The sequence below is a fragment of the Streptomyces filipinensis genome (assembly GCF_014649495.1).
Taxonomy (GTDB): Bacteria; Actinomycetota; Actinomycetes; order Streptomycetales; family Streptomycetaceae; genus Streptomyces; species Streptomyces filipinensis.
This window is the reverse complement of record NZ_BMTD01000007.1, coordinates 271,164-294,778: the sequence shown is the minus strand read 5'-3', so window position 1 is coordinate 294,778 and position 23,615 is coordinate 271,164. Positions and strand designations below refer to the sequence as shown.

At 72.0% G+C, this 23,615-nt stretch carries 17 protein-coding genes; 7 read left to right on the top strand and 10 right to left on the bottom strand.

The genetic code is table 11. The annotated features are described in order from the left end of the window. Positions 1–375: 375 nt before the first annotated feature. From IE244_RS18535 to IE244_RS18515, 5 genes are all read right to left on the bottom strand, one after another. Positions 376–4,548, bottom strand: coding sequence for a bifunctional nitrate reductase/sulfite reductase flavoprotein subunit alpha (locus IE244_RS18535; RefSeq protein ID WP_191874627.1), 4,173 nt, complete (start codon positions 4,546–4,548; stop codon positions 376–378). Positions 4,549–4,719: 171 nt separating this feature from the next. After that, positions 4,720–5,328 carry a lamin tail domain-containing protein gene (locus IE244_RS18530; RefSeq protein ID WP_191874626.1) on the bottom strand — a complete coding sequence of 203 codons (609 nt, stop codon included), beginning with the start codon at positions 5,326–5,328 and terminating at the stop codon, positions 4,720–4,722. A 166-nt stretch (positions 5,329–5,494) separates the two neighbouring features. Then, positions 5,495–6,343: an isocitrate lyase/PEP mutase family protein gene (locus IE244_RS18525; protein ID WP_191874625.1), complete on the bottom strand. Its 849-nt coding sequence runs from the start codon at positions 6,341–6,343 to the stop codon at positions 5,495–5,497. 41 nt (positions 6,344–6,384) lie between these two features. After that, a complete protein-coding gene (locus IE244_RS18520) occupies positions 6,385–7,752 on the bottom strand; it encodes a bifunctional transcriptional activator/DNA repair enzyme AdaA (RefSeq protein ID WP_191874624.1) in 1,368 nt (455 codons plus the stop codon). Between the two features lie 86 nt (positions 7,753–7,838). Continuing rightward, positions 7,839–8,474, bottom strand: coding sequence for a DUF1345 domain-containing protein (locus IE244_RS18515; protein WP_191874623.1), 636 nt, complete (start codon positions 8,472–8,474; stop codon positions 7,839–7,841). Between the two features lie 100 nt (positions 8,475–8,574). On the opposite strand from IE244_RS18515, the gene IE244_RS18510 reads away from it, so the two are divergent. Beyond that, positions 8,575–9,366 (top strand): PIG-L deacetylase family protein, encoded by a 792-nt coding sequence (locus IE244_RS18510; RefSeq protein WP_191874622.1) that lies wholly within the window; start codon positions 8,575–8,577, stop codon positions 9,364–9,366. A 19-nt stretch (positions 9,367–9,385) separates the two neighbouring features. Here IE244_RS18510 and argS read toward each other — a convergent pair whose 3' ends face one another. The 5 genes from argS to IE244_RS18485 form a co-directional block, all read right to left on the bottom strand. Further along, a complete protein-coding gene (gene argS / locus IE244_RS18505) occupies positions 9,386–11,047 on the bottom strand; it encodes an arginine--tRNA ligase (protein WP_191874621.1) in 1,662 nt (553 codons plus the stop codon). 118 nt (positions 11,048–11,165) lie between these two features. Continuing rightward, the gene (locus tag IE244_RS18500) at positions 11,166–12,317 is read right to left on the bottom strand and encodes a DSD1 family PLP-dependent enzyme (RefSeq protein ID WP_268252896.1); all 1,152 of its coding nucleotides are present in this window, start codon (positions 12,315–12,317) and stop codon (positions 11,166–11,168) included. Positions 12,318–12,399: 82 nt separating this feature from the next. Next, complete coding sequence (locus IE244_RS18495; RefSeq protein WP_229854188.1) at positions 12,400–13,056, bottom strand: helix-turn-helix transcriptional regulator; 657 nt, start codon at positions 13,054–13,056, stop codon at positions 12,400–12,402. A gap of 172 nt (positions 13,057–13,228) precedes the next feature. Further along, the gene (gene htpG / locus IE244_RS18490) at positions 13,229–15,127 is read right to left on the bottom strand and encodes a molecular chaperone HtpG (RefSeq protein WP_191874620.1); all 1,899 of its coding nucleotides are present in this window, start codon (positions 15,125–15,127) and stop codon (positions 13,229–13,231) included. Between the two features lie 164 nt (positions 15,128–15,291). Then, entirely contained in the window at positions 15,292–16,203 is a 912-nt protein-coding gene (locus tag IE244_RS18485) for a LysR family transcriptional regulator (RefSeq protein WP_191874619.1), read from the bottom strand. A gap of 513 nt (positions 16,204–16,716) precedes the next feature. Here IE244_RS18485 and IE244_RS18480 point away from each other — a divergent pair. From IE244_RS18480 to IE244_RS18455, 6 genes are all read left to right on the top strand, one after another. Continuing rightward, entirely contained in the window at positions 16,717–17,415 is a 699-nt protein-coding gene (locus IE244_RS18480; protein ID WP_191874618.1) for a class I SAM-dependent methyltransferase, read from the top strand. A 125-nt stretch (positions 17,416–17,540) separates the two neighbouring features. Next, on the top strand, positions 17,541–19,052 hold the full coding sequence (locus tag IE244_RS18475) for a class I adenylate-forming enzyme family protein (RefSeq protein ID WP_191874617.1): 1,512 nt from the start codon (positions 17,541–17,543) through the stop codon (positions 19,050–19,052). Beyond that, on the top strand, positions 19,045–19,893 hold the full coding sequence (locus IE244_RS18470) for an alpha/beta fold hydrolase (protein ID WP_191874616.1): 849 nt from the start codon (positions 19,045–19,047) through the stop codon (positions 19,891–19,893). Before IE244_RS18475 ends, IE244_RS18470 begins: the two co-directional genes overlap by 8 nt. After that, entirely contained in the window at positions 19,890–20,975 is a 1,086-nt protein-coding gene (locus tag IE244_RS18465; protein WP_191874615.1) for an ATP-grasp domain-containing protein, read from the top strand. Before IE244_RS18470 ends, IE244_RS18465 begins: the two co-directional genes overlap by 4 nt. Then, a complete protein-coding gene (locus tag IE244_RS18460) occupies positions 20,972–22,162 on the top strand; it encodes an AMP-binding protein (protein WP_191874614.1) in 1,191 nt (396 codons plus the stop codon). Before IE244_RS18465 ends, IE244_RS18460 begins: the two co-directional genes overlap by 4 nt. Next, on the top strand, positions 22,159–23,595 hold the full coding sequence (locus IE244_RS18455; RefSeq protein ID WP_191874613.1) for a DHA2 family efflux MFS transporter permease subunit: 1,437 nt from the start codon (positions 22,159–22,161) through the stop codon (positions 23,593–23,595). The genes IE244_RS18460 and IE244_RS18455 overlap by 4 nt, the downstream gene beginning before the upstream one ends. Positions 23,596–23,615: the final 20 nt, after the last annotated feature.

Genomic DNA, 23,615 nt, shown 5'->3' with positions numbered 1-23,615 from the left:
GTCCGTCCCGTCACGGCCGCCGGGAGGGGCAGGCGGCCCGGACCGGGGGCCCGTGAAGAAACCGCCGGCGCCCCGCACGGTGGGGCCGAGGTCACGGTGGTCACTCCGGATCGCATCGCCGACGACAGGCCGCTCGCCCTGGTGGCCTGGGCCTCCGGCGGGATCGGACACGCACTGGCCAGGCAGTTCGCCGAGCACGACGTCGACCTGTGGATCAACGCGGAGGACGACCGTCTGGAACACGCGGCGCACCGGCTGCGTGAGACGGGCGTCCAGGTCCGCGCGGTACCGGCCGATCTCCGCGGCGCGGCGACGTCGCCCGGCGGGCCTTCGACGCGATCATGCAGGCGGGCCCAGGACCGGGGCCGGCCGTGGTCAGTACACGTCCCGCACATAGCGCTTGTCGGCGGCGAGTTGCTTGACGTAGGCCGCCGCCTCCGCCTCGTCCAGGCCGCCGTGGACGACGGCGATGTCCCGCAGGGCCCGGTCCACGTCCTTGGCCATGCGGGAGGCGTCGCCGCAGACGTAGAAGTGGGCGCCGTCCCTGAGCCAGGACCAGAGCAGCGGACCGTGTTCGCGCATGCGGTCCTGGACGTAGACCTTGGCTCGCTGGTCGCGGGAGAAGGCGGTGTCCAGGCGGGTGAGCGTGCGCTCGGCCAGGAACCCGGTCAGCTCCTCCTCGTGGTAGAAGTCCGTCGCGCGGTGCTGTTCGCCGAAGAACAGCCAGTTCGGGGCGCGGTGGCCACGGGCCCGGCGTTCCTCCAGGAATCCGATGAAGGGCGCGACGCCGGTACCGGGGCCCACCATCACCGCGGGTGTGGCCGGGTCGGAGGGCGGGCGGAAGTGCGGGGCCCGCTGGACACGGACCGGCACCGGTGTACCCGGCTCGGCGTCGGCGAGGAAGGGGGAGCACACGCCCTGGCGGGGGCGGCCGGCCAGGTTCTCGTAGCGGATGACGGAGACCGTCAGCGACACCAGGTGGGGGTCCGTCAGCGGGCTGGAGGATATGGAGTACAGGCGGGGTTGCAGCCGGCCGAGCACGTCGGCCCAGTCCTGGGCCCCGGCCCGGATGCCGAACTCGGTGGCCACGTCGACGGCCTGGCGTCCCCAGGACCACTGAGCCAGCCCGCCCTTGTTGTCCGGCCGCAGCAGCTTCCGCAGCTCGCGCGGGTCGCGGGCGCGGCCGGCGACGAAGCGCAGCAGGTCGGGAGTGATGCGGGTGATGTCCAGGTGACGCAGCAGGGCCTCGGCGAACGGCACGTCCCCCGCGCTCCTGGTCCGCACGGTGGCGTCCGCGTCCAGACCGGTGACGGCCAGCCACTCCGCCACGAGCTCGGGCCGGTTGACCGGGTGCACCGCCAGGGCGTCACCGGCCTCGTAGGCGAGCGGTGTGTCACTGTCCCGCGTGTCGAAGGTGAAGCGCCTCACTTCCTTGCCCGCGCCGGGCATGCTGAGCAGGCGGTTGCCGGTGAGGCGGGCGGTGACGGGGGCGGGACGGTTCGGCCGGGGCGGCGTGGCGCACGCGGGGGCCGGGGCGGCGGAAGGGGCGGGGGACGGTTGCTCGGTGGGCTCCAACGCGGTGCGAATCTGCTCCAGCCAGGCCCCGGCGGCGGTCTCGTAGTCCGGTTCGCAGTCGGTGCGCGGTGCCAGCCGTACGGCGTCCAGCTCCTCCAAGCGCCGGTCGAGACGCCGGCCGTGGCCGCAGAAGTCGTCGTAGGAGGAGTCGCCGAAGGCCAGGACGGCGTACCGCCTCCCCTCCAGGCGGGGCGCCTCGGGCGCGGCGAGGGCGTCCCAGAATCCGGCGCCGTTGTCCGGGGCGTCGCCGTCGCCGAAGGTGCTCGTGATCAGCAGCAGGTCGGCGTCGGACGGCAGCGCGGCGGGGTCCGCCTCCTCCATGGGCAGGAGGGCGGCGGGATGGCCGTCCGCGCTGAGGCGCTCCACCGCGGTGGTCGCGAACTCCTCCGCGTTCCCGGTCTGTGACGCCCAGAGGATCACGACCTGGCGGCGCGGGGCGTCCGGGGACGGAGCGGACGATGGCGGGGATGCGGCGTGACTGTGCGCGGGGGGACGCGGCGCCTCGGTCCTGGAGTACATCCCGGCCAGTACGCCGTTCACCCACAGGGCGTGCTCCGGGCTGAACGGGGCGTCCGGCGGCAGCACGGGTACGCCCGGGAAACCGGCGGGGATGCCGGCGAGGAAGCCGGTCAGATAGCGGCGTTCGTGTTCGGCCAGGACCGGTGGCGGGGCGGGTTCCAGGCCGAACCGGTCGGCGGCGGACGGGTGGAGAGCCGACGGGGCGGGAAGCGCGGCGGGTGACGCGGTGGGGCCCTCCGCCGCCGGGGTCGTGGCCACGGCGCCCGCCACGGCCGGTGCCCGTACCGTCACCGGGGTGGCCACCTTGGTCAGCGACACCGCGCACACCTTGAACTCGGGCTGGAACGACAGCGGGTCGACGGCGTCGCTGGTCACCGCGTTGACGCTCAGATACTCACCGAACAGGTCGTTCCAGTGGAACGGCGCGAAACAGCAGCCCGGCCGCACCCGGTCCGTGACGAGCGCCGGCAGCACGGCACGTCCGCGCCGTGATGCGACCTCCACCGAGTCCCCGTCGGTGAGGCCGAGCCGGGCCGCGTCCTGCGGGTGCACCTCCACGAAGGGGCCGGGGTCGAGCTTGTTGAGCTTGGCCACCCTGGCCGTCTTGGTCAGGGTGTGCCACTGGTGCTGGAGGCGGCCGGTGTTGAGGACGTACGGGTAGTCGTCGTCGGGCATCTCCGCCGGCGGGATGTGCGGGCGGGCGTGGAAGACCGCGCGTCCGCTTGCCGTCGGGAAGGCCGGCGAGCCGTCCGCACCGACGTACCGGACGGGGTTGCGGTCCGGGCCGTCGGCGTCGGCCGCCGGCCACTGCACGGGCGTCTCGCGCAGCCGCTCGTAGCTCACACCGCGCAGGTCCCAGCCGGTCGCCGGGTTCCAGGCACGCTTGATCTCCTCGAAGACCTCCTCGGCGCTGTCGTACGAGAAGCCCTTGTCGTAGCCCATCGCGCGGGCCACGGCGGCGATGATCCGCCAGTCCGCCGTCGCCTCGCCGGGCGGGTCGGCGGCCGGCTGGGCCAGGGTGAGGTTGCGTTCGCTGTTGATCAGGACGCCCTCGGTCTCGGTCCACAGGGCGCCGGGCAGGACCACATCGGCGTACGCGTTCGTCTCCGTCTCCGCGAACACGTCCTGGGTGACGACGAACTCTGCCGCCTCCAGGCCCTCGATGACCGTCCTGCGGTGGGCGACGGAGGCGACCGGGTTGGTGCAGATGATCCAGCAGGCCTTGATGTCGCCGTCGGCCATCCTGCGGAACATCTCGATCGTGCCCTTGCCGACCCCGTCCGCGCGTATGCTGCCGGGCTCCAGCTCCCACAGCTCCTCGACGAACGCCCGCTCCTCGCCGACGAGCACCGACCGCTGGCCCGGCAGCCCGGGTCCCATGTAGCCCATCTCGCGGCCGCCCATGGCGTTGGGCTGGCCGGTGAGGGAGAAGGGCCCGCTGCCGGGCCGGCAGATGGCGCCGGTGGCGAGATGCAGATTGACCAGGGCGTTGGTGTTCCAGGTGCCGTGCGTGGACTGGTTGAGGCCCATGGTCCAGCAGCTGGTCCACTCCCCCGCCTCGCCGATCAGCCGGGCCGCCTCGCGGATGTCGTCCTCGGCGAGGCCGGTGATCTCGGCGACGGCGGCGGGCGGGTAGTCGGCGAGGAACGCGGGCATCTCGTCCCAGCCCTCGGTGTGACGGGCGATGAAGTCGGCGTCCGTGTGGCCGTTCTCGTGCAGCAGGCGCAACAGCCCGTTCAGCAGGGCCAGATCGGTGCCCGGCTTGATCTGCAGGAAGAGGTCGGCCTTCTCGGCGGTGGCGGTGCGGCGGGGATCGACGACGATCAGCCTGGCCCCCGCCGACTTCACCCGGTCCATCATGCGCAGGAAGAGGATCGGGTGGCAGTCGGCCATGTTGGAGCCGATCACGAAGAAGAGATCCGCCTTGTCGAGGTCCTGATACGACCCCGGAGGCCCGTCGGCCCCCAGCGACAGCTTGTAACCGGTCCCCGCGGCGGCCATGCACAACCGCGAGTTCGACTCTGTCTGGTTGGTCCGCACGAACCCCTTGGCCAGCTTGTTCGCCAGGTACTGCGCCTCCAGGCTCATCTGACCGGAGACGTAGAAGGCGATCGCGTCCGGCCCGTGTTCGTCGACGATGGCCCGCAGCCGGCGGGCCGTCTCGGTGATCGCCGCGTCCACGCCGGCCGGGACCGGCTCCTCGCCCCTCTCGGGCCGGACCAGGGCCGTGGTCAGCCGGCCCGGGGCGGCGAGCATGTCCGCGGTCGTCGCGCCCTTGGTGCACAGCCGGCCGAAGTTCGCCGGGTGCTGCTTGTCCCCCGACGCCTTCAGGACCGTACGCCGCCCGTCAGGCCCCCTGCCGACGTCGAGGACCAGGCCGCAGCCCACCCCGCAGTACGAGCAGACCGTCCGCACCCTCGTCGTGCCCTCGCTCCGCGAGCCCGGCGCGGCCACGGGCGCCTCCCCTCTTGCTGTGCTCGACCTGATCCCGCCTTCCGTGACCGTACGAACCGCTCATTACGTGGGTGTCTCCACCCCTGATCATCAGGGGTTACGCGCACCGCACAGGGCACGGAAGGCGGGTGTGAGCAGGGGCTCGGCTCGCGGGGGGTGGGGGTGGGCGAGTCAGTGGCGGTGGCCGCGGCCGTGGAGGCCGCGGTGACCGTCGAGACCGTGGTGGCGGCCGTCGAGACCGTGGTGACCGTCGAGGCCGCGGTGGTCGGCGACATGGCGCCGGGCGGCTCCGTCGCGGCGGTCGGTGGCCTCGTCATGGCGGTCGTGGCCCCAGGAGACGGAGTCGACGAAGCGGCCGCGTGCGTCGCGCAGGGTGGCGGTGTCGGAGTCGACGTCCCACACACGGGTGCGGCGATCCTGGTAGAGGTCCGTCCTGGTGTCCCGGCCGGCACCGGTGTGCACACGGACGGTGGCCCGGCCGGCGAGCCGCGTGCGAGAGAAGGTGTAGGTGTGGCCGTCCCGGTCGGTCAGCGTCCAGTTCTCCAGGCTGACGGGCCGGCGGGAGTCGTTCGTGATGTCCACCCACTGCTCGTTCAGAGAGCGGGGGGCACGGTCGTCGCGGACCTGCCGGTCGTGCCGCACGCCGCTGATGAACACCACGGCGTGCGGACGGACCGGCCGGTGTCCGGCAGCCGCTGCCGGGAGCGTCACGGCACCCACCAGGGCGGTGGCAGCGGCTGCGACGGCGGTCGTACGACGTACGGAAGAAGAAGCGGACACGAGGTCCCCCTTCACAGGGATTGCGCACAGGCGGCCGGTCGGCCGCACTCCCCACACCCTGCAGCCCCTGCCCGCTGATCCACGGGAAGCGCGCACGGCATGACGAATCCCGCAGCAATCCTTGACCGTCGCATGAAATCACCATTTGACACCGGAACAAGAGGGATCAGCTGGTACGTCCGGTGACGGCGTCGTTCACGGTGCCGAAGTCGGCCGCACCCCTCATCGCGTCGTAGGTGCCCGCGTCCAGCAGTTCGGCGGCAGCCCGCTGGACGGTTCCGTACGCGGTCTGCGCGAGCGCCGTGCCCACGCTGACACGGCGGACACCGACCGCCTCGAACGCCTTCACCGGTGGCGCGCCCGGACCCGTCATGACGTTGACCGGCAGGGGGCTGCGGCGGACCAGTTCGGCCACCGTGTCCAGGTCGACGAGGCCGGGGACGAACAGGCTGTCGGCGCCCGCGTCGGCGTACGCCGCGGCCCGGGTCAGCACATGCTCCACGCGGTCCTGCGCGGCACCGATGCCGAACAGGAACACATCCGTGCGCGCGTTGATCCACAGACCGGGCAACCCCGCTTCCTCGGCGGCGGCACGGGCCGCACGCACGCGCGAGGCCTGGGCGGGCACGTCGTACAGCGGGCCGCCCGGAGCCTGTGAGTCCTCAAGGTTGACACCGACCGCGCCGGCCGCGATCACCGCGCGGACGGTGGCCGCGACGTCGTCGGCGGCGGGTCCGTAACCGCCCTCGATGTCAGCGCTCACCGGCACGTCGACCACGTCGGCGATCCGCCGTACGGCCGCGGCCATCTCCTCCCGTGCCAGGCCGTGGCCGTCGGGTCGTCCGGCCGACCAGGCGACGCCTCCGCTGGTCGTCGCGATCGCCCGGGCACCCGCCTGGGCGATGAGCGCCGCGCTCGCGGCGTCCCACGCGTTGGGCAGCACCAGTGCGCGCCCGTCGGAGGGTGCGTGCAGTGCACGCAGGAGGTCGGCCCGTTCTCGCTGGGCGGTCTGCATGTTCGATCCCTTCGGTACGGATGGCTGTCGGGTCGGTTCGGTCAGGCGGGCACCGTGGGCAGCTGCGCCACGGCCAGGTGGGTCGCGGCGAAGGCACGCCAGGGGCGCCACGCGGCGGCCCCGGCGCTGTCCTCGCCCGGTGTCCGTGTGATGTCGCGCGCCACGGCCGGGAAGGCGTCGTCGTAGCCCAGTCGCAGCGCGATCCGGTGTGCGGTGTCCTCGGTGACGCCGGGGACCGATCCCACGGCACGCACGAAGTCCGCCAGGGGTGAGGCGCCGTCGAGCAGCGTCTCGTCCTGTACGACGGCGCGGGCCAGGGCGCCGAGCGTCTCCGCCGTGTCCCGCGGGAGTCCGGCGCCCCGCAGGTCGGCCGCGGCCACTGTCGCGGCGGACGGGAAGAGGTGGGTCAGGCCGTGGCCGAGCCCGGGAACCGGCTGTCCGGCGGCCCCGACCAACGCGGCCATCTGCTCCCGCGCCCGCGGCCGGGCGGCGTGCTGGGCGAGCACGGCGTCCACGGCGATCTCGAAGGCTCCCCAGGCGCCGGGCACCCGCAGCCCCGGGCGGGCCGCGATCAGCGGGCCGATCAGCGGATCACCGGCGAGGGCGGCCTGTGCCGGGGCGATGTCCGCGGCCACGCCGAAGATCCGGCCGACCCGCTCGACGACATGGATCAACCCTTCCCAGAACGGCAGATGGGCCCGCAGCAGCAGATGGTCCGCCCCGCCCGCGCGCACCTCCAGCAGCCCGGCCTCGCCGTCCAGGCTGATGGTGCGCCGGTACCCGCCCGCCCGCACCGACTCCACGCCGGGCACGGCCCGTTCGGCCAGGACCGCCAGCAGCGCCGGCCAGTGCAGTGGCGGCGCGAACGGCAGCCGCATCACCAGCCCGCCGTCCGCCACGAGCCGGTCCGCGCGCCGCCGCCGGCTGCGCAGTTCCAGCGGCGCGGCCCGGAACACCAACCGCATGTCCCGGTTGAACTGCCGTACGCTGCCGAATCCGGAGGCGAACGCCACGTCGGCCACCGGCAGATCCGTGTCGTCCAGCAGGCGGCGCGCGAAGTGCGCGCGGCGCGAGCGGGCGAGCTGGTCCGGGGTCACCCCGAGGTGCTGGGTGAACAGCCGCCGCAGATGCCGGGGCGACACGGCGAGCCGGGCGCCCAGCGCGGCCTCGGTACCCGTGTCCAGCGCTCCCGCGATGATCAACTGCACGGCCCTGCAGAGCAGTTCGGGCGCGTCCGCGGCGATCGGTCCGGCGACCCGGTACGGCCGGCACCGCAGACACGCCCGGAAGCCGTGGGCCTCGGCCACCGCCGGGTGTGCGAACGTGCGCACGTTCTCCGCCCGCGGCTTCGTCCCGCAGCCCGACCGGCAGTAGATGCCGGTGGTGACCACGGCCGAGTAAGTCGTCATGTCCCTGTTCTAGGCGATCGACCGGTCCCGGTGCTGGCCAGATTCGGACAGGACCGTGGCCGGCTCACCCTGGGCACCCGGGCAGGTCAGCTGGTGATCATGCTCGCGACCAGGTTGAGGGTGGTGGCCAGGATGCCGGTGCCGAACACATAGGACAGCAGTGTGTGCCGCAGCGCCATCGCGCGGATCACCGGGCTGGAGACGGCGGTGTCGGAGACCTGGTAGGTCATGCCGAGGTTGTAGCTGAAGTAGAGGAAGTCCCGGTAGGTGGGCGGCAGATCGGAGTTGAAGTCGATCCCGCCGGCGGAGGCGTCGTAGTAGATGTGGGCGTAGCGAGCGGCGTACATCAGGTGCAGCGCCGCCCATGCCAGGAACACACCGGCGAGCGCGGTCAGCGCGGCGGCGTGACCGGTCCGTGAACCGTTCAGGAGGAGCAGCAGCACGATCCCGACCAGGCCGCCCAGCGAGGTGGCCACGACCACCAGCTCTTCCAGGACGGGCCGCAGATCCTCACGCCGGGCGTTGCGGTGCGTCGCGGCGGCGTCCATCGGCCACAGCACCAGCCAGCCGGCCACGACGCATACGGCTTCCGTCGTCGCGGTGCCGGAAAGGATGCCCATCTCGCGGCGGGTCGCCGAGCCGACGACGGCACCGACCGCGGTTCCGACGACCACCGCGCAGGCCAGCCTGGGGACCGCGGACAGCGGCAGCCACTTGCTCATGCGACAGCACCGTAGTGGAGTAGCCGTGCCTGGCCGAACCCGCACCGCGCGCCGGGGCGCTCGTTGCCGCCGGCCGTGCGCCGTGGTCCAGTATGGGCCCATGACGACCGTCGTGGCCTTTCACGCCCATCCGGACGACGAGGTGTTGCTGACGGGTGGCACGCTCGCCCGCGCAGCGGCCGAGGGGCACCGCGTGGTGATCGTGGTCGCCACGGACGGCCTCATGGACGCCGCGCCGGACGGAGAGGCGCCTCGCCTGGCCGAACTACGCGCCGCTGCCGCGGTGTTGGGCGTGCGGCGCGTGGTGCATCTGGGTTATGCGAACAGCGGCCACGGCGCGATCCTCTATCCGGATCCGCCGGACCGGGCACGCTTCGTCCGGGCGGACACGGAGGAAGCGGCCGGACGGCTGGCCACGGTCCTCCGCGAGGAAGGCGCGGGCCTGCTCCTCAGCTACGACGCACGCGGCGGATACGGCCACCGCGACCATGTGAAGGTGCATCAGGTCGGCCGGCGTGCGGCCGAGCTCGCCGGGGTGCCCCGTGTGCTGGAGGCGACCATGCCCCGCGAGGTGGTGCAGCGCCTGGTGGGGCTGGTGCACCTGCTGCGGATCCCCTTCCGGTACGACCCGGACGTGGTGGGCACGTCCTACACGGCGCGCGCGTCCATCACGCACACCGTCGATGTCCGGCGCTTCGCCGCGCGGAAGCGGGCGGCTCTGGCCGCCCACCGTTCGCAGCTGGGCACGGGGCGGCTCGCGCCCGTGATGAGGGTGCTGGTGCGTCTGCCCGTGCCTGTCTTCGGGTGGCTGCTCGGCCGGGAATGGTTCGTCGAGGCCCGCGCGGCGACGGGGTCCGATGCCGTCGCGGGCCTCTTCCGGCCCACCTCGTAGGGTCGGGACGCGGGCGCGTCTACATCCGTTCCGGTGCCGAGACGCCGAGCAGGCGCAGCCCGTTGCGCAGGACCAGCCTGCTCGCATCCGTCAGCCACAGCCGGGCCCGGGTACGGTCGTCCGGGACCTCACCGGCCCGCGGCAGGATGCGGCAGGCATCGTAGAAGCGGTGGTACGTGCCGGCCAGCGCCTCCAGGTAGTGCGCCACCCGGTGTGGCTCACGCAGGGTGGCCGCGGTGGCCACGACCTGCGGGAACTCGGCCAGGGTGGCCAGCAGGTCGACCTCCCGCCCATGGCTGAGCAGGGCGGGGTCGAAGTCCTCCCGGGCACCCTTCCCGATGCCTTCCTCCGTCGCCTTGCGCAGGACGGCGCACAGCCGGGTGTGCGCGTACTGGACGTAGTGGACCGGGTTGTCGTTCGACTGCCGGGTCAGCAGGTCGATGTCGAGGTCGATCGTCGAGTCCACGCTGGCCCGGGCGAGCGCGTACCGCGCGGCGTCGACGCCGACCGCCTCGGTCAGGTCGTCCAGGGTGAGGACCGTGCCCGCCCGTTTGCTCATCCGGACCGGTGTGCCGTCCTTGACCAGGTTGACCAGCTGGCCGATCAGGATCTCCAGGTGCCGGTCCGGATCGTCACCGAAACAGGCCGCCATGGCCCGCATCCGGCCCACGTATCCGGCGTGGTCGGCGCCGAGCATGATGACGACCCGTTCGAAGCCCCGGGACCGCTTGTTCAGGTAGTACGCGCAGTCCGCGGTGAAGTACGTCCAGGAGCCGTCGCTCTTGACCAGGACCCGGTCCTTGTCGTCACCGAAGTCCGTGGTGCGCAGCCAGAGCGCGCCGTCCTCCTCGAAGACGTGGCCGCCGTCACGCAGACGGCTGACGGCGGCGTCCAGGTCGCCCCGGTCGTGCAGGTCCTTCTCGTTGAAGTAGGTGTCGAAGCGGGTGCCGAACGCGGCGAGCGATGTCTTGATCTCGTCGAACATCAGCTCCGTGCCCACCTCCCGGAACACGGCGAACGCCTCGGTCCCGGACAGCCCCAGGGCGTCGGGCCGCCGACGCAGTACGGCGGCCGCGATGTCCTCGATGTAGCCGCCGCTGTAGCCGTCCTCGGGCACCGGCGCGCCGTGCGCCGCGGCGAGCAGGGAGCGGACGAAGCGGTCGATCTGTCCACCGGCGTCGTTGAAGTAGTACTCCCGTGACACCTCGGCGCCGGCGGCCTCAAGCAGCCGGGCCAGGACGTCCCCCACGACCGCCCAGCGGGCTCCGCCGATGTGGACGGGGCCGGTGGGGTTGGCGGAGACGAACTCCAGGTTGAGCCGCAGGCCGCCCAGCCGGTCGGTGCGGCCGTAGGTGTCGCCGGCCAGGACGATGTCCCGGGCCAGGGCGCCGATCGCCGCGGCCTCCAGCGTGATGTTCAGAAAACCGGGGCCGGCGACCTCGGCCTTCGCGACTCCGGCCGCCGCGCTCACCAGCGGCGCCAGCGTCTCGGCGACGGCGCGGGCGGACAGGCCCGCGGACTTGGCGAGTTGCAGGGCGACGTTGGTCGAGTAGTCACCGTGTCCGCGGTGCCGCGGGCGCTCCACGCGGATCTCCTCGGGCACCTGTGCCGAGATGTGTCCTGACTGGATGGCCGTGTGGATGCCGTCGGAGATGACGGCCGCGAGGTCTGCTGGAGTCACGGCGCCGACGCTAGCGGAGCCGTCGCCGTCCGTGACATCGGTTTTTCGCAGCGCCTCGACACCGTCGCACCGCTCGCCGCCGGTGTCGCCGGCTCCCTGGGCGGTGCGCAACCGGTGCTCACCAGCCGGTGACACGTTCCCAGAACGCCTCGATCGCCGGTGCCGGGCGGGCCGGGCGGGTGCCGTCGACGGTGTGGTAGCCGCGGTGCTGGGCGGCCGTGGCGCAGGCGTGGTTGGGAAGGACGCGCAGACGGGTGCCCACCGGCAGGCGGGGCAGCGCGGCGCCGTCGCGGGCCGTGAGGGTGCCGTGCTCCTGGCTCGCGGCCGTCATGACCAGGCCCGGGATGAGGCGGCCGGCGAGGTCGGTGACCAGGCCGTAGCCCTGGTCCTGCGCCTGGGCGGCGGTCCCGCGGTCGCGTGACATGGCCATCCAGCCGCCGTCGGTCATGATCCATCCGTGCTCGGGACGGTGACCGATGACCGTCACGACCACCGACAGGGCGATGTCCTCGACCCGGCAGACCCCGAGGCCGGCCATGACGAGGTCGAAGAAGACGTAGTTCCCGGCGCGCAGTTCGGTGACGCCGGTGAGGTCGTCGGCGGCGTGGGCGGTGGGGGTGGAGCCCACGCTGACGGTGTTCACGGGCAGGCCGGCCGCGCGCAGCCGTTCGGCGGCGGCGACGGCGGTGTCACGTTCGTTCTTCGCCGCGAGGCACTGGTCCTCGGCGGTGCGGGCGAAGTAGGACTCGCCCGCGTGGGTCAGGACGCCGTCCAGGCAGCCGTCGTCGTGCAGGACACGGCCGATCTCGACAAGCGCGGGATCACCGGGCCTGATCCCGCCGCGGTGGCCGTCGCAGTCGATCTCGATCTGGGCGGGCAGGGGGATGCCCGCCCGGCGGGAGGCTTCGGTGACGAACGCCGCCTGTTCGGCGCTGTCCAGCAGGACGCGCAGGGTGACGCCGCGGCGCGACAGGGCGGTGATCCGCGGGAGTTTGCGGGGTTCGACGCCCACGGCGTAGGTGATGTCGGTATAGCCGCCGTCGGCGAACGCCTCGGCCTCGGCCAGTGTGGAGACCGTCACCGGGCAGGGGGTGCCGGAGTTCAGGTGGGCGGCGACGTCGAGGCTCTTGGCGGTCTTCACGTGCGGGCGCAGCGTGACCCCGAGCCTGTCGGCCCTGTCCTTCAGCCGCGCGATGTTGCGCCGCATCGTGTGGACGTCGACGACGGCGAACGGGGTGTCCGGGTCCGCCAGGGTCGCTGGGGTGTTCACAGGAGTGTTCACGGTGGGAGGTCCCGCTTCGTCAGGATCGGACGGGTCACGCCGCACGGTCGGTGGTCATGAGGAGCCCTGGCTATTTGGCGTAGTTGTAGACGGTGGCCCTGGACACGCCCAGCAGGTCGGCGATGGTCTGGGCGGCGTCGCGGGAGTCGAAGTAGCCGTCGCGCTGCAACTGCCGCACGAGGGCCCGCTTGTCCTCCCGGCTCAGTGAGCGGGGTGTCGCGGCGCGTTCCGCGGCATGGGCCTGCACCGCGCGGCGCAGTTCACGCGTGTTCCGGTCGCGCAGGCTCTCCAGGGACTGCTCGCGGTGCTCGGTCTCCGTGGCCACCAGGTTGGACAGCGCGAGGGTCACCGAGGACAGGACGGACACGTCCAGGTTCAGGCAGAGGGCCGCGATGTACTGCCCCGCGGCGTTCTTGATGCCGATGGAGGTGCTCTTGGCCGGGCGGCCGTCGGGGAACTGGTTGGGGTAGTTCTGGATGACGCTGGGGTAGTCGGGGTCCTCGATGCGGGCCAGGCCCAGCTCCGTGGCGGAGTCACCGACCCGCCGGCCGGAGAGGTTGTTCTCGATCGCCCGGATCGCATGCCGCGGTTGCCGCAGGTCGTGCAGGACGACTTCGCACAGTCCCGGGAACATCCGGCCCAGCGCTACGGCGATCTTCTCGGTCTCGCGGATCAGGTGCTCGTCGGCCTCGGCGGAGGCCGCCCTGTCTGCTGCCACCTCGTCCACGGGGAGCCGCCTTTCCACCAAGGCCTTAGACCGATTGTCCACCTCTGGATGAACAGTCTAGATCAGGCGCGGTGTTTGTCCAGCCGTCGGGGCCTTGCCGCCGGGACCTTACGCCGACGGCGGCCCGCCCGGTTCTCCCGGACAGGCCGCCGACGACTGGCTGGGCGGAGCGCTACAGGGCGCGTTCCAGGCGGTCGGCCATCAGCTTGACGAAGCGGGCCGGGTCCTTCGGCTGGCCGCCCTCGGCGAGCACGGCCAGGCCGTGGAGGAGCTCGGCGGTCTCGGTCAGCTCCGTGTGGTCCTCGCGCTCCTTGTAGGCCTGGTTCAGGCCCTTCACCAGCTGGTGGTCCGGGTTGAGTTCCAGGATCCGCTTGGCACGCGGCACCTCCTGGCCCATCGCGCGGTACATGTTCTCCAGCGCCGGGGTCAGGTCGTTCGCGTCGGAGACCACACAGGCCGGGGAGACGGTGAGGCGGGAGGACAGGCGCACCTCCTTGATGTCCTCGTCCAGCTGCTCCTTCATCCAGCCGAGCAGCCCGGCGTAGTCCTCGGTCCGCTGCTCGCGCTCGCCGTCGCCCTTGTCCTCGTCCTTGGCGCCGAGGTCGATCTGGCCCTTGGCGACCGACCGCAGCTTCCTGCCCTCGTACTCACCGACGGCGTCGGCCCACACCTCGTCGACGGGGTCGGTGAGCAGCAGCACCTCGATGCCCCGGTCCCGGAAGGCCTCCATGTGCGGGGAGTTCTCGATGCTCTGCCGGGACTCGCCGGCGAGGTAGTAGATGTCCTCCTGGCCGTCCTTCATCCGCTCCACGTACCCCTTGAGCGTGGTCGGCTCGGTGTCGTGGTGCGTGCTCGCGAAGGACGCGAGGGCGAGGATGGCGTCGCGGTTCTCCGGGTCGGTGACCAGTCCCTCCTTCAGGACGGTGCCGAACTCCCGCCAGAAGGTGGCGTAGCGTTCCTGGTCCTTGGTCATCATGTCCTTGACCGTGGACAGGACCTTCTTCGTCAGCCGTCGCCGCATCATCTCGATGTGGCGGTCCTGCTGGAGGATCTCCCGGGACACGTTGAGCGAGAGGTCGGCCGCGTCGACGACGCCCTTGACGAAGCGGAGGTACGGCGGCAGCAGCGCCTCGCAGTCGTCCATGATGAACACGCGCCTGACGTACAGCTGCACACCGCGCCGGAAGTCCCGCGTGAACAGGTCGTGGGGGGCGTGCGCCGGGAGGAACAGCAGGGCCTGGTACTCGAAGGTGCCCTCGGCCTGGAGCCGGATCGTCTCCAGCGGGTCGCGCCAGTCGTGGCCGATGTGCTTGTACAGCTCGTGGTACTCGTCGTCGGACACCTCGTCACGCGGGCGCGCCCACAGGGCCTTCATCGAGTTCAGCGTCTCGACGCCGGGCGCCTCGTCGCCCTCGCCCTGCTCCGGGACCATCCGGATGGGCCAGGTGATGAAGTCCGAGTACCGCTTGACGATCTCCCTGATCTGCCACGGGGAGGTGTAGTCGTGGAGCTGGTTCTCCGGGTCGGCGGGCTTCAGGTGGAGCGTGACGGAGGTGCCCTGCGGCGCGTCGCCGACCGGCTCCAGCGTGTAGGTGTCCTCGCCGCGCGATGTCCAGCGGGTGCCCTGGCTCTCGCCGGCGCGCCGGGTCACCAGGGTGACCTCGTCGGCCACCATGAAGCCGGAGTAGAAACCGACGCCGAACTGCCCGATGAGCCCCTCGGCCCCGGCCGCGTCCTTGGCCTCGCGCAGCTCCTGGAGGAACGTGGCGGTGCCGGAGTTGGCGATGGTGCCGATGAGCTGCCCGACCTCGTCGTACGACATCCCGATGCCGTTGTCCCGCACGGTGAGGGTGCGGGCGTCACGGTCGATGTCGATCTCGATGTGCAGGTCGGACACGTCGGCGTCCAGCGAGTCGTCCCGCAGCTTCTCCAGGCGCAGCTTGTCCAGCGCGTCGGAGGCGTTGGAGACGAGCTCCCGCAGGAAGACGTCCTTGTTCGAGTAGACCGAGTGGATCATCAGCTGCAGCAGCTGACGGGCCTCCACCTGAAACTCAAGCGTTTCAGTCGGCATGTTCGCGCATTCCTCACAGGTGTGATCGCCAGAACTGACGCCAGCCACTGTAAAACACCATGTCAGGGAGCCGGCCGGGATACGACACCGGTGGCTGGATCCAGCCCCTTCGGCGCCCGCGGCGGCGGCGGCCGGCCGGTGGGCCCAGGGAGGTGCCGGGCGGCTCAGCGGCCGGCCAGCTGGGGCGGGCGGGCGTGGGCGGAGGCGGGGTCGGCGGCGAGGTGCCGGCACAGCGCCTGCCGGGCGGCGCAGACGGCGGCCTCGGCCAGCGCCGCGCAGGTGGTCGGCGCGAGGGCGAGGGAGAGCGGCAGCGGGGCCGGGGCGGGCAGCGGCGGCACCGCCTCGGGGAGCGGCCTCGGCAGGGTCGGGGTGTCGGGGCTGTGGGCGGGCAGACAGGTCAGGCCCAGGCCCGCCGCGACCGCGGCACGCAGCCCGGGCACGTCGGGACCCTCGTAGGCGAGGTGCCAGGGATGCTCCCGCGCGGCGAGCGTGGCGAGGACGTGCCGGCGCAGGCTGCACGGCTCCCCGCACAGGGCGATCGGAACGGACCCCGGCCCGTCCGGCGGGACGTTGCCGTACCAGGCGAGGGGCACCGCGCCGACGAGTCGCGAGCCGGGGTCGCGGGGCGCGCGCAGCACCAGGGCGAGGTCGAGCTCGCCGGCCGCCACCCGGGCCGTGAGCGGTTCGCTGAGGCCGGTGTGTACGGTCGGGCGGATCCACGGGAGCAGGCGCACCAGGGCCGCGAGGAATTCCGGGAGGGCGCCTTCGAGGAACGGGGAGACGCCGATGCCGACGGCGGTCCGGCGTTCGGCGGCGGCGATGCGGGTGGCGGCCTCGTCGTTGAGGGCGACGAGACGGCAGGCGTAGTGGTGCAACTCCCGCCCCGCGTCGGTGAGCTCAAGACGACGGCCGGTGCTGGCGAAGACCGGGCCGCCCAGGACCGCCTCCAGGCGCCGTATGTGCTGGCTCACGGCGGGCTGGGTGAGGGACAGGGCCTGTGCGGCCCGCCGGAAGCCTCCCGCTCGCATGATGGTGACGAGCGTGCGCAGCTGGCCGACGTCCAGGTTGCGATACACCGGCTCCCCTTTCCTGTGCAACCGGTCTTCGCCCAGGCGTAGCCGATCGCTTCCCGTGCTCCCACGACTTCCATGGACATCCACAGCACTTTCACATCATGGGAACTTTTTACCGGCCCTTTCCGTACTCCGCGTCGGGGCCCGCTCATTTCGGACAGGTGCACGCTACAGCAACCTGCGTCAGCAAGGCATGAATGACGTCGCACTGCCCTGGGCGCCCTTATGCAAGACTGGCCGAAAAGCGACCGTTAAGGCGGCGCAAGAGGCCCGGGCAGGGTCTCCGCGGAACCAAACCTGTTTCGGCTTCACCCCTCCTACCTGCGTAAACAAAGACTCACACGGTGGTCGTGAAAAGCAACGCTGATCGGGTCGATAAGCAACAGAAGTTTGCCCGGCCCCGGTGACCCCACTTAGTCTCGTGGCAGCTCACGGGGGCAGATTCCACGTACACCCAACCTTGGATTCCCCGGGAGCCGACGGAACAGGGAATATCTTTACGGGGAAGGTTCGACCATGCCGCAGACAACGGCCGCCGGGGATTCCGCACACACCGAGCTGTGGAATCCGGAAACCTATGACGCACTGCGTCGGCAGCTCATCCCCTCCTTCGATCTCCTCTACGACAGCGCGGTCGGCGCGGTGGCCATGACGGTGGGACCGGCCCCGCGCGTCCTGGACCTGGGCGCGGGCACCGGCCTGCTCAGTGCCGCGATCCGAGACCGGCTTCCCGGGGCCGGTCTCGTGCTCCAGGACCGCTCCGAGCTGATGCTCGGCCAGGCGCGGCAGCGTTTCGCCGCGGACGACCAGGTGTCGGTGCGCGTCGCCGACCATCTCGACGAGCTGCCCGCCGGTCCGTTCGACGCCGTGGTGTCCGCCCTCTCCATCCACCACCTGACGCACGAACAGAAGCGGGACCTGTTCGTCCGGATCCGCGAAATCCTTCGCCCCGGCGGGATTTTCGTCAATGTCGAGCAAGTTCTGGCACCGACGGGCGTGCTGGAGAAGATGTACGACCAGCGGCACGAGGCCCATGTGCACGCCTCCGGAACTCCGGCCGAGGAATGGGCCGCAGGCCGTGAGCGCATGAAGCACGACATCCCCATCGACGTCGACGCCCAGCTCCGATGGCTGCGCGAAGCGGGCTTCGGCACCGTCGACTGCCTCGCCAAGGACTGGCGTTTCGCCACCTACGCGGGCTGGAACGAGGCGTGACGCCGCGCGCAAGGTCCACCGTACGAAGCAGGACACCCCGCACGAGGCGAAAAACGTACGCGCCCGTCCGGCTTCGCACCGGACCCGGCCGGACCGGCCGGTCGACCCACGCACCGAGGTGAAGCGTGCTCTACCAAGCCCTGTGTGACATCGCGGCGCGGCAGCCCCACGCCCGTGCCGTCACCACCACCGACGGCACGGCGGTCGACTACGCGGAGCTCGTCGAGCTGGTCGACCGCACGGCCGCCGGGCTGCGCGACCACGGCGTCGGCACGGGCGACGCCGTCGCGTGCTCGCTGCGCAACAGCATCGGCTATGTCGCCCTCATCCTGGCCGTGGCGCGGACCGGCGCCCGGTACGTGCCGCTGATGGGCAACTTCGACGCGGCCGACACCGCGACGGCACTGCGCCTGACCGGGCCCCGTGTCGTCGTCACCGACCGCGGCCGCGCACTGCCCGCCGGCGCACCGCCCCGGGTCCGGCTCGACGACCTCACCGCCACGGCTCCGGCCCCCCGCGCGCCCGGTGCGGAGCACGCCGGAGTCTTCCGTGCGCTGTGGACGTCCGGATCGACCGGCTTTCCCAAGCAGATGGTGTGGCGGCAGGACCGGTTCCTGCGCGAGCGCCGCCGCTGGCTGGCGGACACCGGTATCACCGCCGAGGACGTGTTCTTCTGCCGGCACACCCTCGACGTCGCCCACGCCACCGACCTGCATGTCTTCGCCGCCCTGCTGTCCGGTGCCGAGCTGGTGCTCGCCGATCCGCACGCGGCACCGGACGTGCTGCTGCGGCAGATCGCGGAACACGGCGCCACCGCGATGAGCGCGCTGCCGCGCCACTACGAGGAGTACGTGCGGGCGGCGGCCGGCGGCCCGGCACCCGCCCTCACGCGGCTGCGCAGGCCGCTGTGCGGCGGCGCGTATCTCAGCCCCGCCCAGATGAGGGATGCCGCGGACGTGCTGGGCATCCACATCCGGCAGATCTACGGGTCGACCGAGTTCGGCCTCGCGCTCGGCAACATGGCCGACGTACTCCAGGCGGATCTGGGGATGTTCGCGGTCGACGGAGTCGGCACCCGGCTCGAACCGCTGTCCCCGGACCGCTCCGACCTGGGCGAGCTGGTGCTGTCGTCGGACTGCACGAGTGAAGGCTATGTGGGCAGCGACGAGGCGAACGCCCGTACCTTCCGCGGTGCCGAGTTCTGGACCGGCGATGTGGCCGAGCGGCAGGCGGACGGCTCGCTGCGCATTCTGGGCCGGGTCACCGAGGTCCTGGCGGCCGCCGGCGGTCCACTGCCCGCGCCGGTCCTGGACGAGGAGATCGCCGCCCAGTGCCCCGTCCTGGAATCCGTGACCCTGCCCGCCCGTCCCGGCGAGTACGGCAACGACGTCCTGGTCGCGGTGCACGCCGACCCCGAGCGGCCCGAGCACGAGGTCCGCAAGTCCGTCGAGGCCGTGCTGCGCGGCCGAGCGCTTCAGGGCACCGTCCGCCTCACCGACGACATCCCGCACACTCCCGTCGGCAAGCCCGACAAGCCGCTGCTGCGCAAGCGCTGGCAGAGCGAGGCCGACGAGACGCCGCCCTCCCACCACAGGGCGTCGGCCCACCCGGACGACACGGAGAAGCCGCATGTCTGAACTCTCCCTGGACGACGGCCAGGTCATCCACTTCGAGGACACCGGCGAGGGGCCGCCGCTGCTCCTGGTCCACGGTCTGGGCGCGCCCTCGGCCTTCTTCGCCCGCACCGTCGCCGAACTCTCCCGCGACCACCGCGTCATCACCGTGGACCTGCGCGGCCACGGCGCCACCCCGCAGGGACCCGAGCCCCTCACCGTGGACCGCTGCGCCGCTGATCTGCACGCGCTGACCGAGAAGCTGGACGTACGGGGGCTGACCCTGCTCGGATGGTCCCTGGGCGCGACCGTGGCCTACCACTACCTGCACCGGTACGGCACCGCCCGGCTCCGCGGCCTGGTCTCCGTCGAGCAGAGCCCCTACCTGCTGACCGAGGAGGGCTGGGAGCACGCGGCCTTCGGGGCGCTGGACGCCGTCGGCGCCGCGGAGGCCGACCGCATGCTGGGCGCGGCGGACCGTGCCGTCACCGCGGCACTGGTGGCGAGCTTCTTCGCCGAAGGCAGCACCCCGCCCCAGGAGTTGACGGACGAGCTCACGGATGTCGCCACCCGCTGTCGCAGCGAGGCCAAGCGGCAGCTGTGGCAGGACGTGCTGCGGCAGGACTGGCGCGGGCGCCTGCCCTCGCTCGGGCTGCCCGTGCTGTTCCTGCACGGCGCCCGGAGCCGGATCTACCCCAGCGCCGTCGGTCACTGGCTGGCGGACGCGGTCCCCGGCTCCCGTCTGGAGGTCTTCGAACACAGCGGTCACCTCCCCTTCCTGGAGGAGCCCGAGCACTTCCACCGCGTCATCCGCGCCTGGGTGCGCATGACGCGGGCCGAACGAACGGAAGCGATGCGCCGATGACCACGGAACCCGCAGAGCGGCCCGCCGGCCTCCGGCTGTGCTGGATCTACCCCGACCGCGGCACCGAGCGGATGCGCGCCAAGGAATGGACGCACGTCTGGGGCATCTACGAGGAGGTGGCCCGGGAACGCGGCTGGAGGCTGTCCCTGCACAAGCCGGAGGAGGTGTCCGTGGACGCCGCGGGCCCCGGCGCCCCCTGGGTCTTCCTGGACGGTACCCCCGTCACCCCGCGGGACACGGTGTTCGTGACCTCACTGTGGTCACTGGCGCACCACACCGTCGACGTCTGCAACCAGCTCTACCTGTACACGATCCTGGAGGCGGCCGGGTTCCACCTGCCGATCCCGCCCCGGCTGTCGTTCATCGCCAACGACAAGACCGCGACCATGCTGCACCTGGCGGACAGTCCGCTGCCGCAGGTGCCGACGGTACGCATCGGCGTGGGCAGGGACTCGCCGACCCGGACGTACGAGGCGGCCCTGGAGGGCGTGAGCTATCCGCTCATCGTCAAGCCCGCCTACTGGGGCATGGGCCAGGGCGTGTGTCTGGTGCGCAGCGCCGAGGAACTCAAGGGCGTGGCCGGGCTGGCCGCCGGCGCGGAGACGGCGCTGGTCTGCCAGCCGTATCTCGGTGCGGGCATCGAGGACTTCCGGGTCTACGTCATCGACGGCAAGGTGCACACGGTGCTGCGCCGTATCCCGAAGGGCGCGTCGCTGACGGCCAACCTGTCGTCGGGCGGCGGGATGGAGCACGTGCCGCTGCCGCCGGAACTCGCCGACACCGTCGACTACGTCACCTCCCGCATGCCCATGCCGTACATCGCCGTCGACTTCCTGCACGACGGGCAGCGCTTCTGGCTGTCCGAGGTGGAGCCCGACGGCGCGGTCGGCTTCCCCGGCTCGCCGCAGGCGGCCCTCGAACAGCGGCAGATCATCGCTGCACGCTTCGACGCGTACCGCGCCGCGCATCAGGAGTTCCTGCGCGCCGGCGAGGGGCGTGGCCTCGGCGGTCACACGCGGGGCGGCGGCGCCGGCCCGCAGACCAGCGAACGTCCGGACCAGGAGAAGAAGAGCACACGATGATCGGGCAGATTCCGACCGACCACCTGCTGGCGCACGCCAGGAAGCTGTCCGGCGCCGGCGGCCCGGCCGTACCGGTTACCGCGCGGGAGGTGACCGACCTCGCCGTCAGCGGACCCGCCGAGATCTATGCCCAGACCCGGCTGGCCGCGCGCGGCGCCGGCAGTGTCCTGATGTCCAGCGGCGGCACGACGGGCACACCCAAGCTGACGCACGTCCCGCACGGCATGGCTCTGGAGCGGCTGCTGGAGTTCTGGCGGCCCCTGCGGCCGGGCGACACCCTGCTCAACCTCTTCAACGCGGGCCGCATGTGGGGCTCCCACTACTACATGCAGACCCTCGCCGAGAAGTGCCGCTGCACGGTCGTGCCCTCCGGTCCCTACGAGCCCGACGAGGTCGGACGCTGGCTGCCGCTGTTCGAGGAGGTCGGGGTCGACGCCCTGGCGGGCACGCCCACCGGGCTGGCCGACTTCGCCCGGGGCGTCCTGGACGCCGGGCGTACCCTCCCCGTGCGCACCATCGTCTGGATGGCCGAACCCTGGACCGGCAACAAGCGCGAGCTGGTCCGCGAGGCGTTCCCCGAAGCCGGTCTGTGGGGCAACTACGGCTCGGTGGAGACCTGGGTGATGGCCGCCAACCAGCCCGGCTGCGACGAGACGGTCCTGCACCTGCTGCCCGATCAGATCATGGAGCCGGACGAGGGCGGCGCCCTGCTGAGCCGCATCGGCGACGGCTGGACCATCCCCGTGGTGCGCTACCGCCTCGGTGACCGGGTGGCACCTGCCGTCTGCCGCTGCGGACGCCCCGACGGACTGACGGTGCTCGGCCGCGCCGACGACTCGGTGACCCTGCGCAGCGCGCTGTTCAAGGTGAGCGAGCTGATCGACGTGGTGCGCGGTGAACCGGGCGTCGTCGAGGCCCAGTTGAGGCTCACCCGCAGCGCCGACTCGGCGCGGGCGGCGAGCGCGCTCACGCTGGACTTCACGGGCACCGCCGGCCCGGACGCCGTATGCGCCCGGCTGACCGGCGAGTTCTACCACCTGGCGGCGGTGGCACGGCAGTACCCGGGCTCCCTGCGGGCCCGGCGGGTGAGCCGGCTGGCCCGGATCGAGCGGACCAACAAGGTCCCGGCGATGCTGTGGCAGGACCACGACGAACAGCGGGACGGCGACGGCGGGAGCGCCGCATGACCAAGCTGCGGGGAAACCCCTGGGCGATCCTGGTGGTCCTGTCCCTCGGGTTCTTCATGACGCTGCTGGACCTGACGATCGTCAACATCGCCATTCCCAGCATGATCGACGGTCTGCACGCCTCGTTCGACGAGGTGCTGTGGTCGATGAACGGCTACATCCTGGTGCTCGCCGCTCTGTTGATCACCGCGGGTCGCCTCGGCGACCTGCGGGGACCGCGCCAGCTGTTCGCCGTCGGCGTCGCCCTGTTCACGCTGGCGAGTCTGGGGTGCGCCCTGGTGGACAGCCCGGCCCAGCTGATCGTCGCCCGCGTGGTGCAGGGCCTGGGCGCGGCGCTGCTCGTCCCGCAGACCATGACCCTGATCGTCGGAGCGTTTCCCGCCGAGCGGCGCGGTGCGGCACTCGGCGTGTGGGGGGCGGTCGCGGGGATCGCCGCGGTGGCGGGTCCGGCGCTGGGCGGGCTGCTGGTCAGCGGCCCCGGCTGGCGGTGGATCTTCTTCGTCAACGTGCCCGTGGGCGTGGTCGTGCTGGCCGTCCTCTTCCTCGTCGTCCCGGACATCCGTCAGGGCACCGCACACCGCCTCGATCTCACGGGCGTCCTGGTGTCGGCGGGCGCCGTGTTCTGTCTGACCTTCGCCCTGACCGAGGGCGAGCGCTTTCACTGGAACGGTGTCGTCTGGGCGCTGCTGCTCGCCGCGGTCGTCCTCTTCGCGGTCTTCGTCGCGCAGCAGCGGCGCCGCCAGGGCCGCGAGCCCCTGGTGCCGTTCGCGCTGTTCCGCAACCGGAACTACACGGTGATGAACCTCGTCTCGGCCGCGATCTCGGTCGGTGTGCTCGGCCTGATGCTGTTGCTCTCGCTGTACTTCCAGAACGTCCTGCACTTCAGTGCCCTGAAGGCGGGTCTCGCGCTCGCTCCGGCCTCGGTGGTGTCGATGGCGCTCGCGCCGTTCGCCGGACGGCTCACCGACAAGGTGGACGGCAAGTACGTGCTGCTGACCGGCATGGTGCTGACCGCCGTCGGCATGCTGTGGAACGCGCTGGTGATGGGCCCGCACACGGCGTGGGCCGCCTTCCTGGTCCCGATGGTGGTGGTCGGGGCGGGCAACGGCTGTCTCATCGCCCCGATGGCCGCCGTGGCGATGCGGGGTGTCGAGCCGGCGGTCGCCGGCGCTGCCTCGGGGGTGCTCAACACCGTGCGGCAGCTGGGCTCGGTGGTCGGCAGCGCCGCGGTCGGCGCGCTGGTGCAGACGCGGACGGCGGGGGGCCACGACGGCGTCTCGGCGATGCGTACCTCGATGGCGCTGCCCATCGCGGTCATCGTGCTCGGCGCCCTGGCCTGTGCGGCGGCCCGGCGCGAGGGCGCCGCACCCGCGGCTCCGTCCGCCGCGCAGGCCACCGAAGCCGCGGCATCCGGAAGGGGTACGCAGTCGTGACACCCGTCCCCGAGTACACG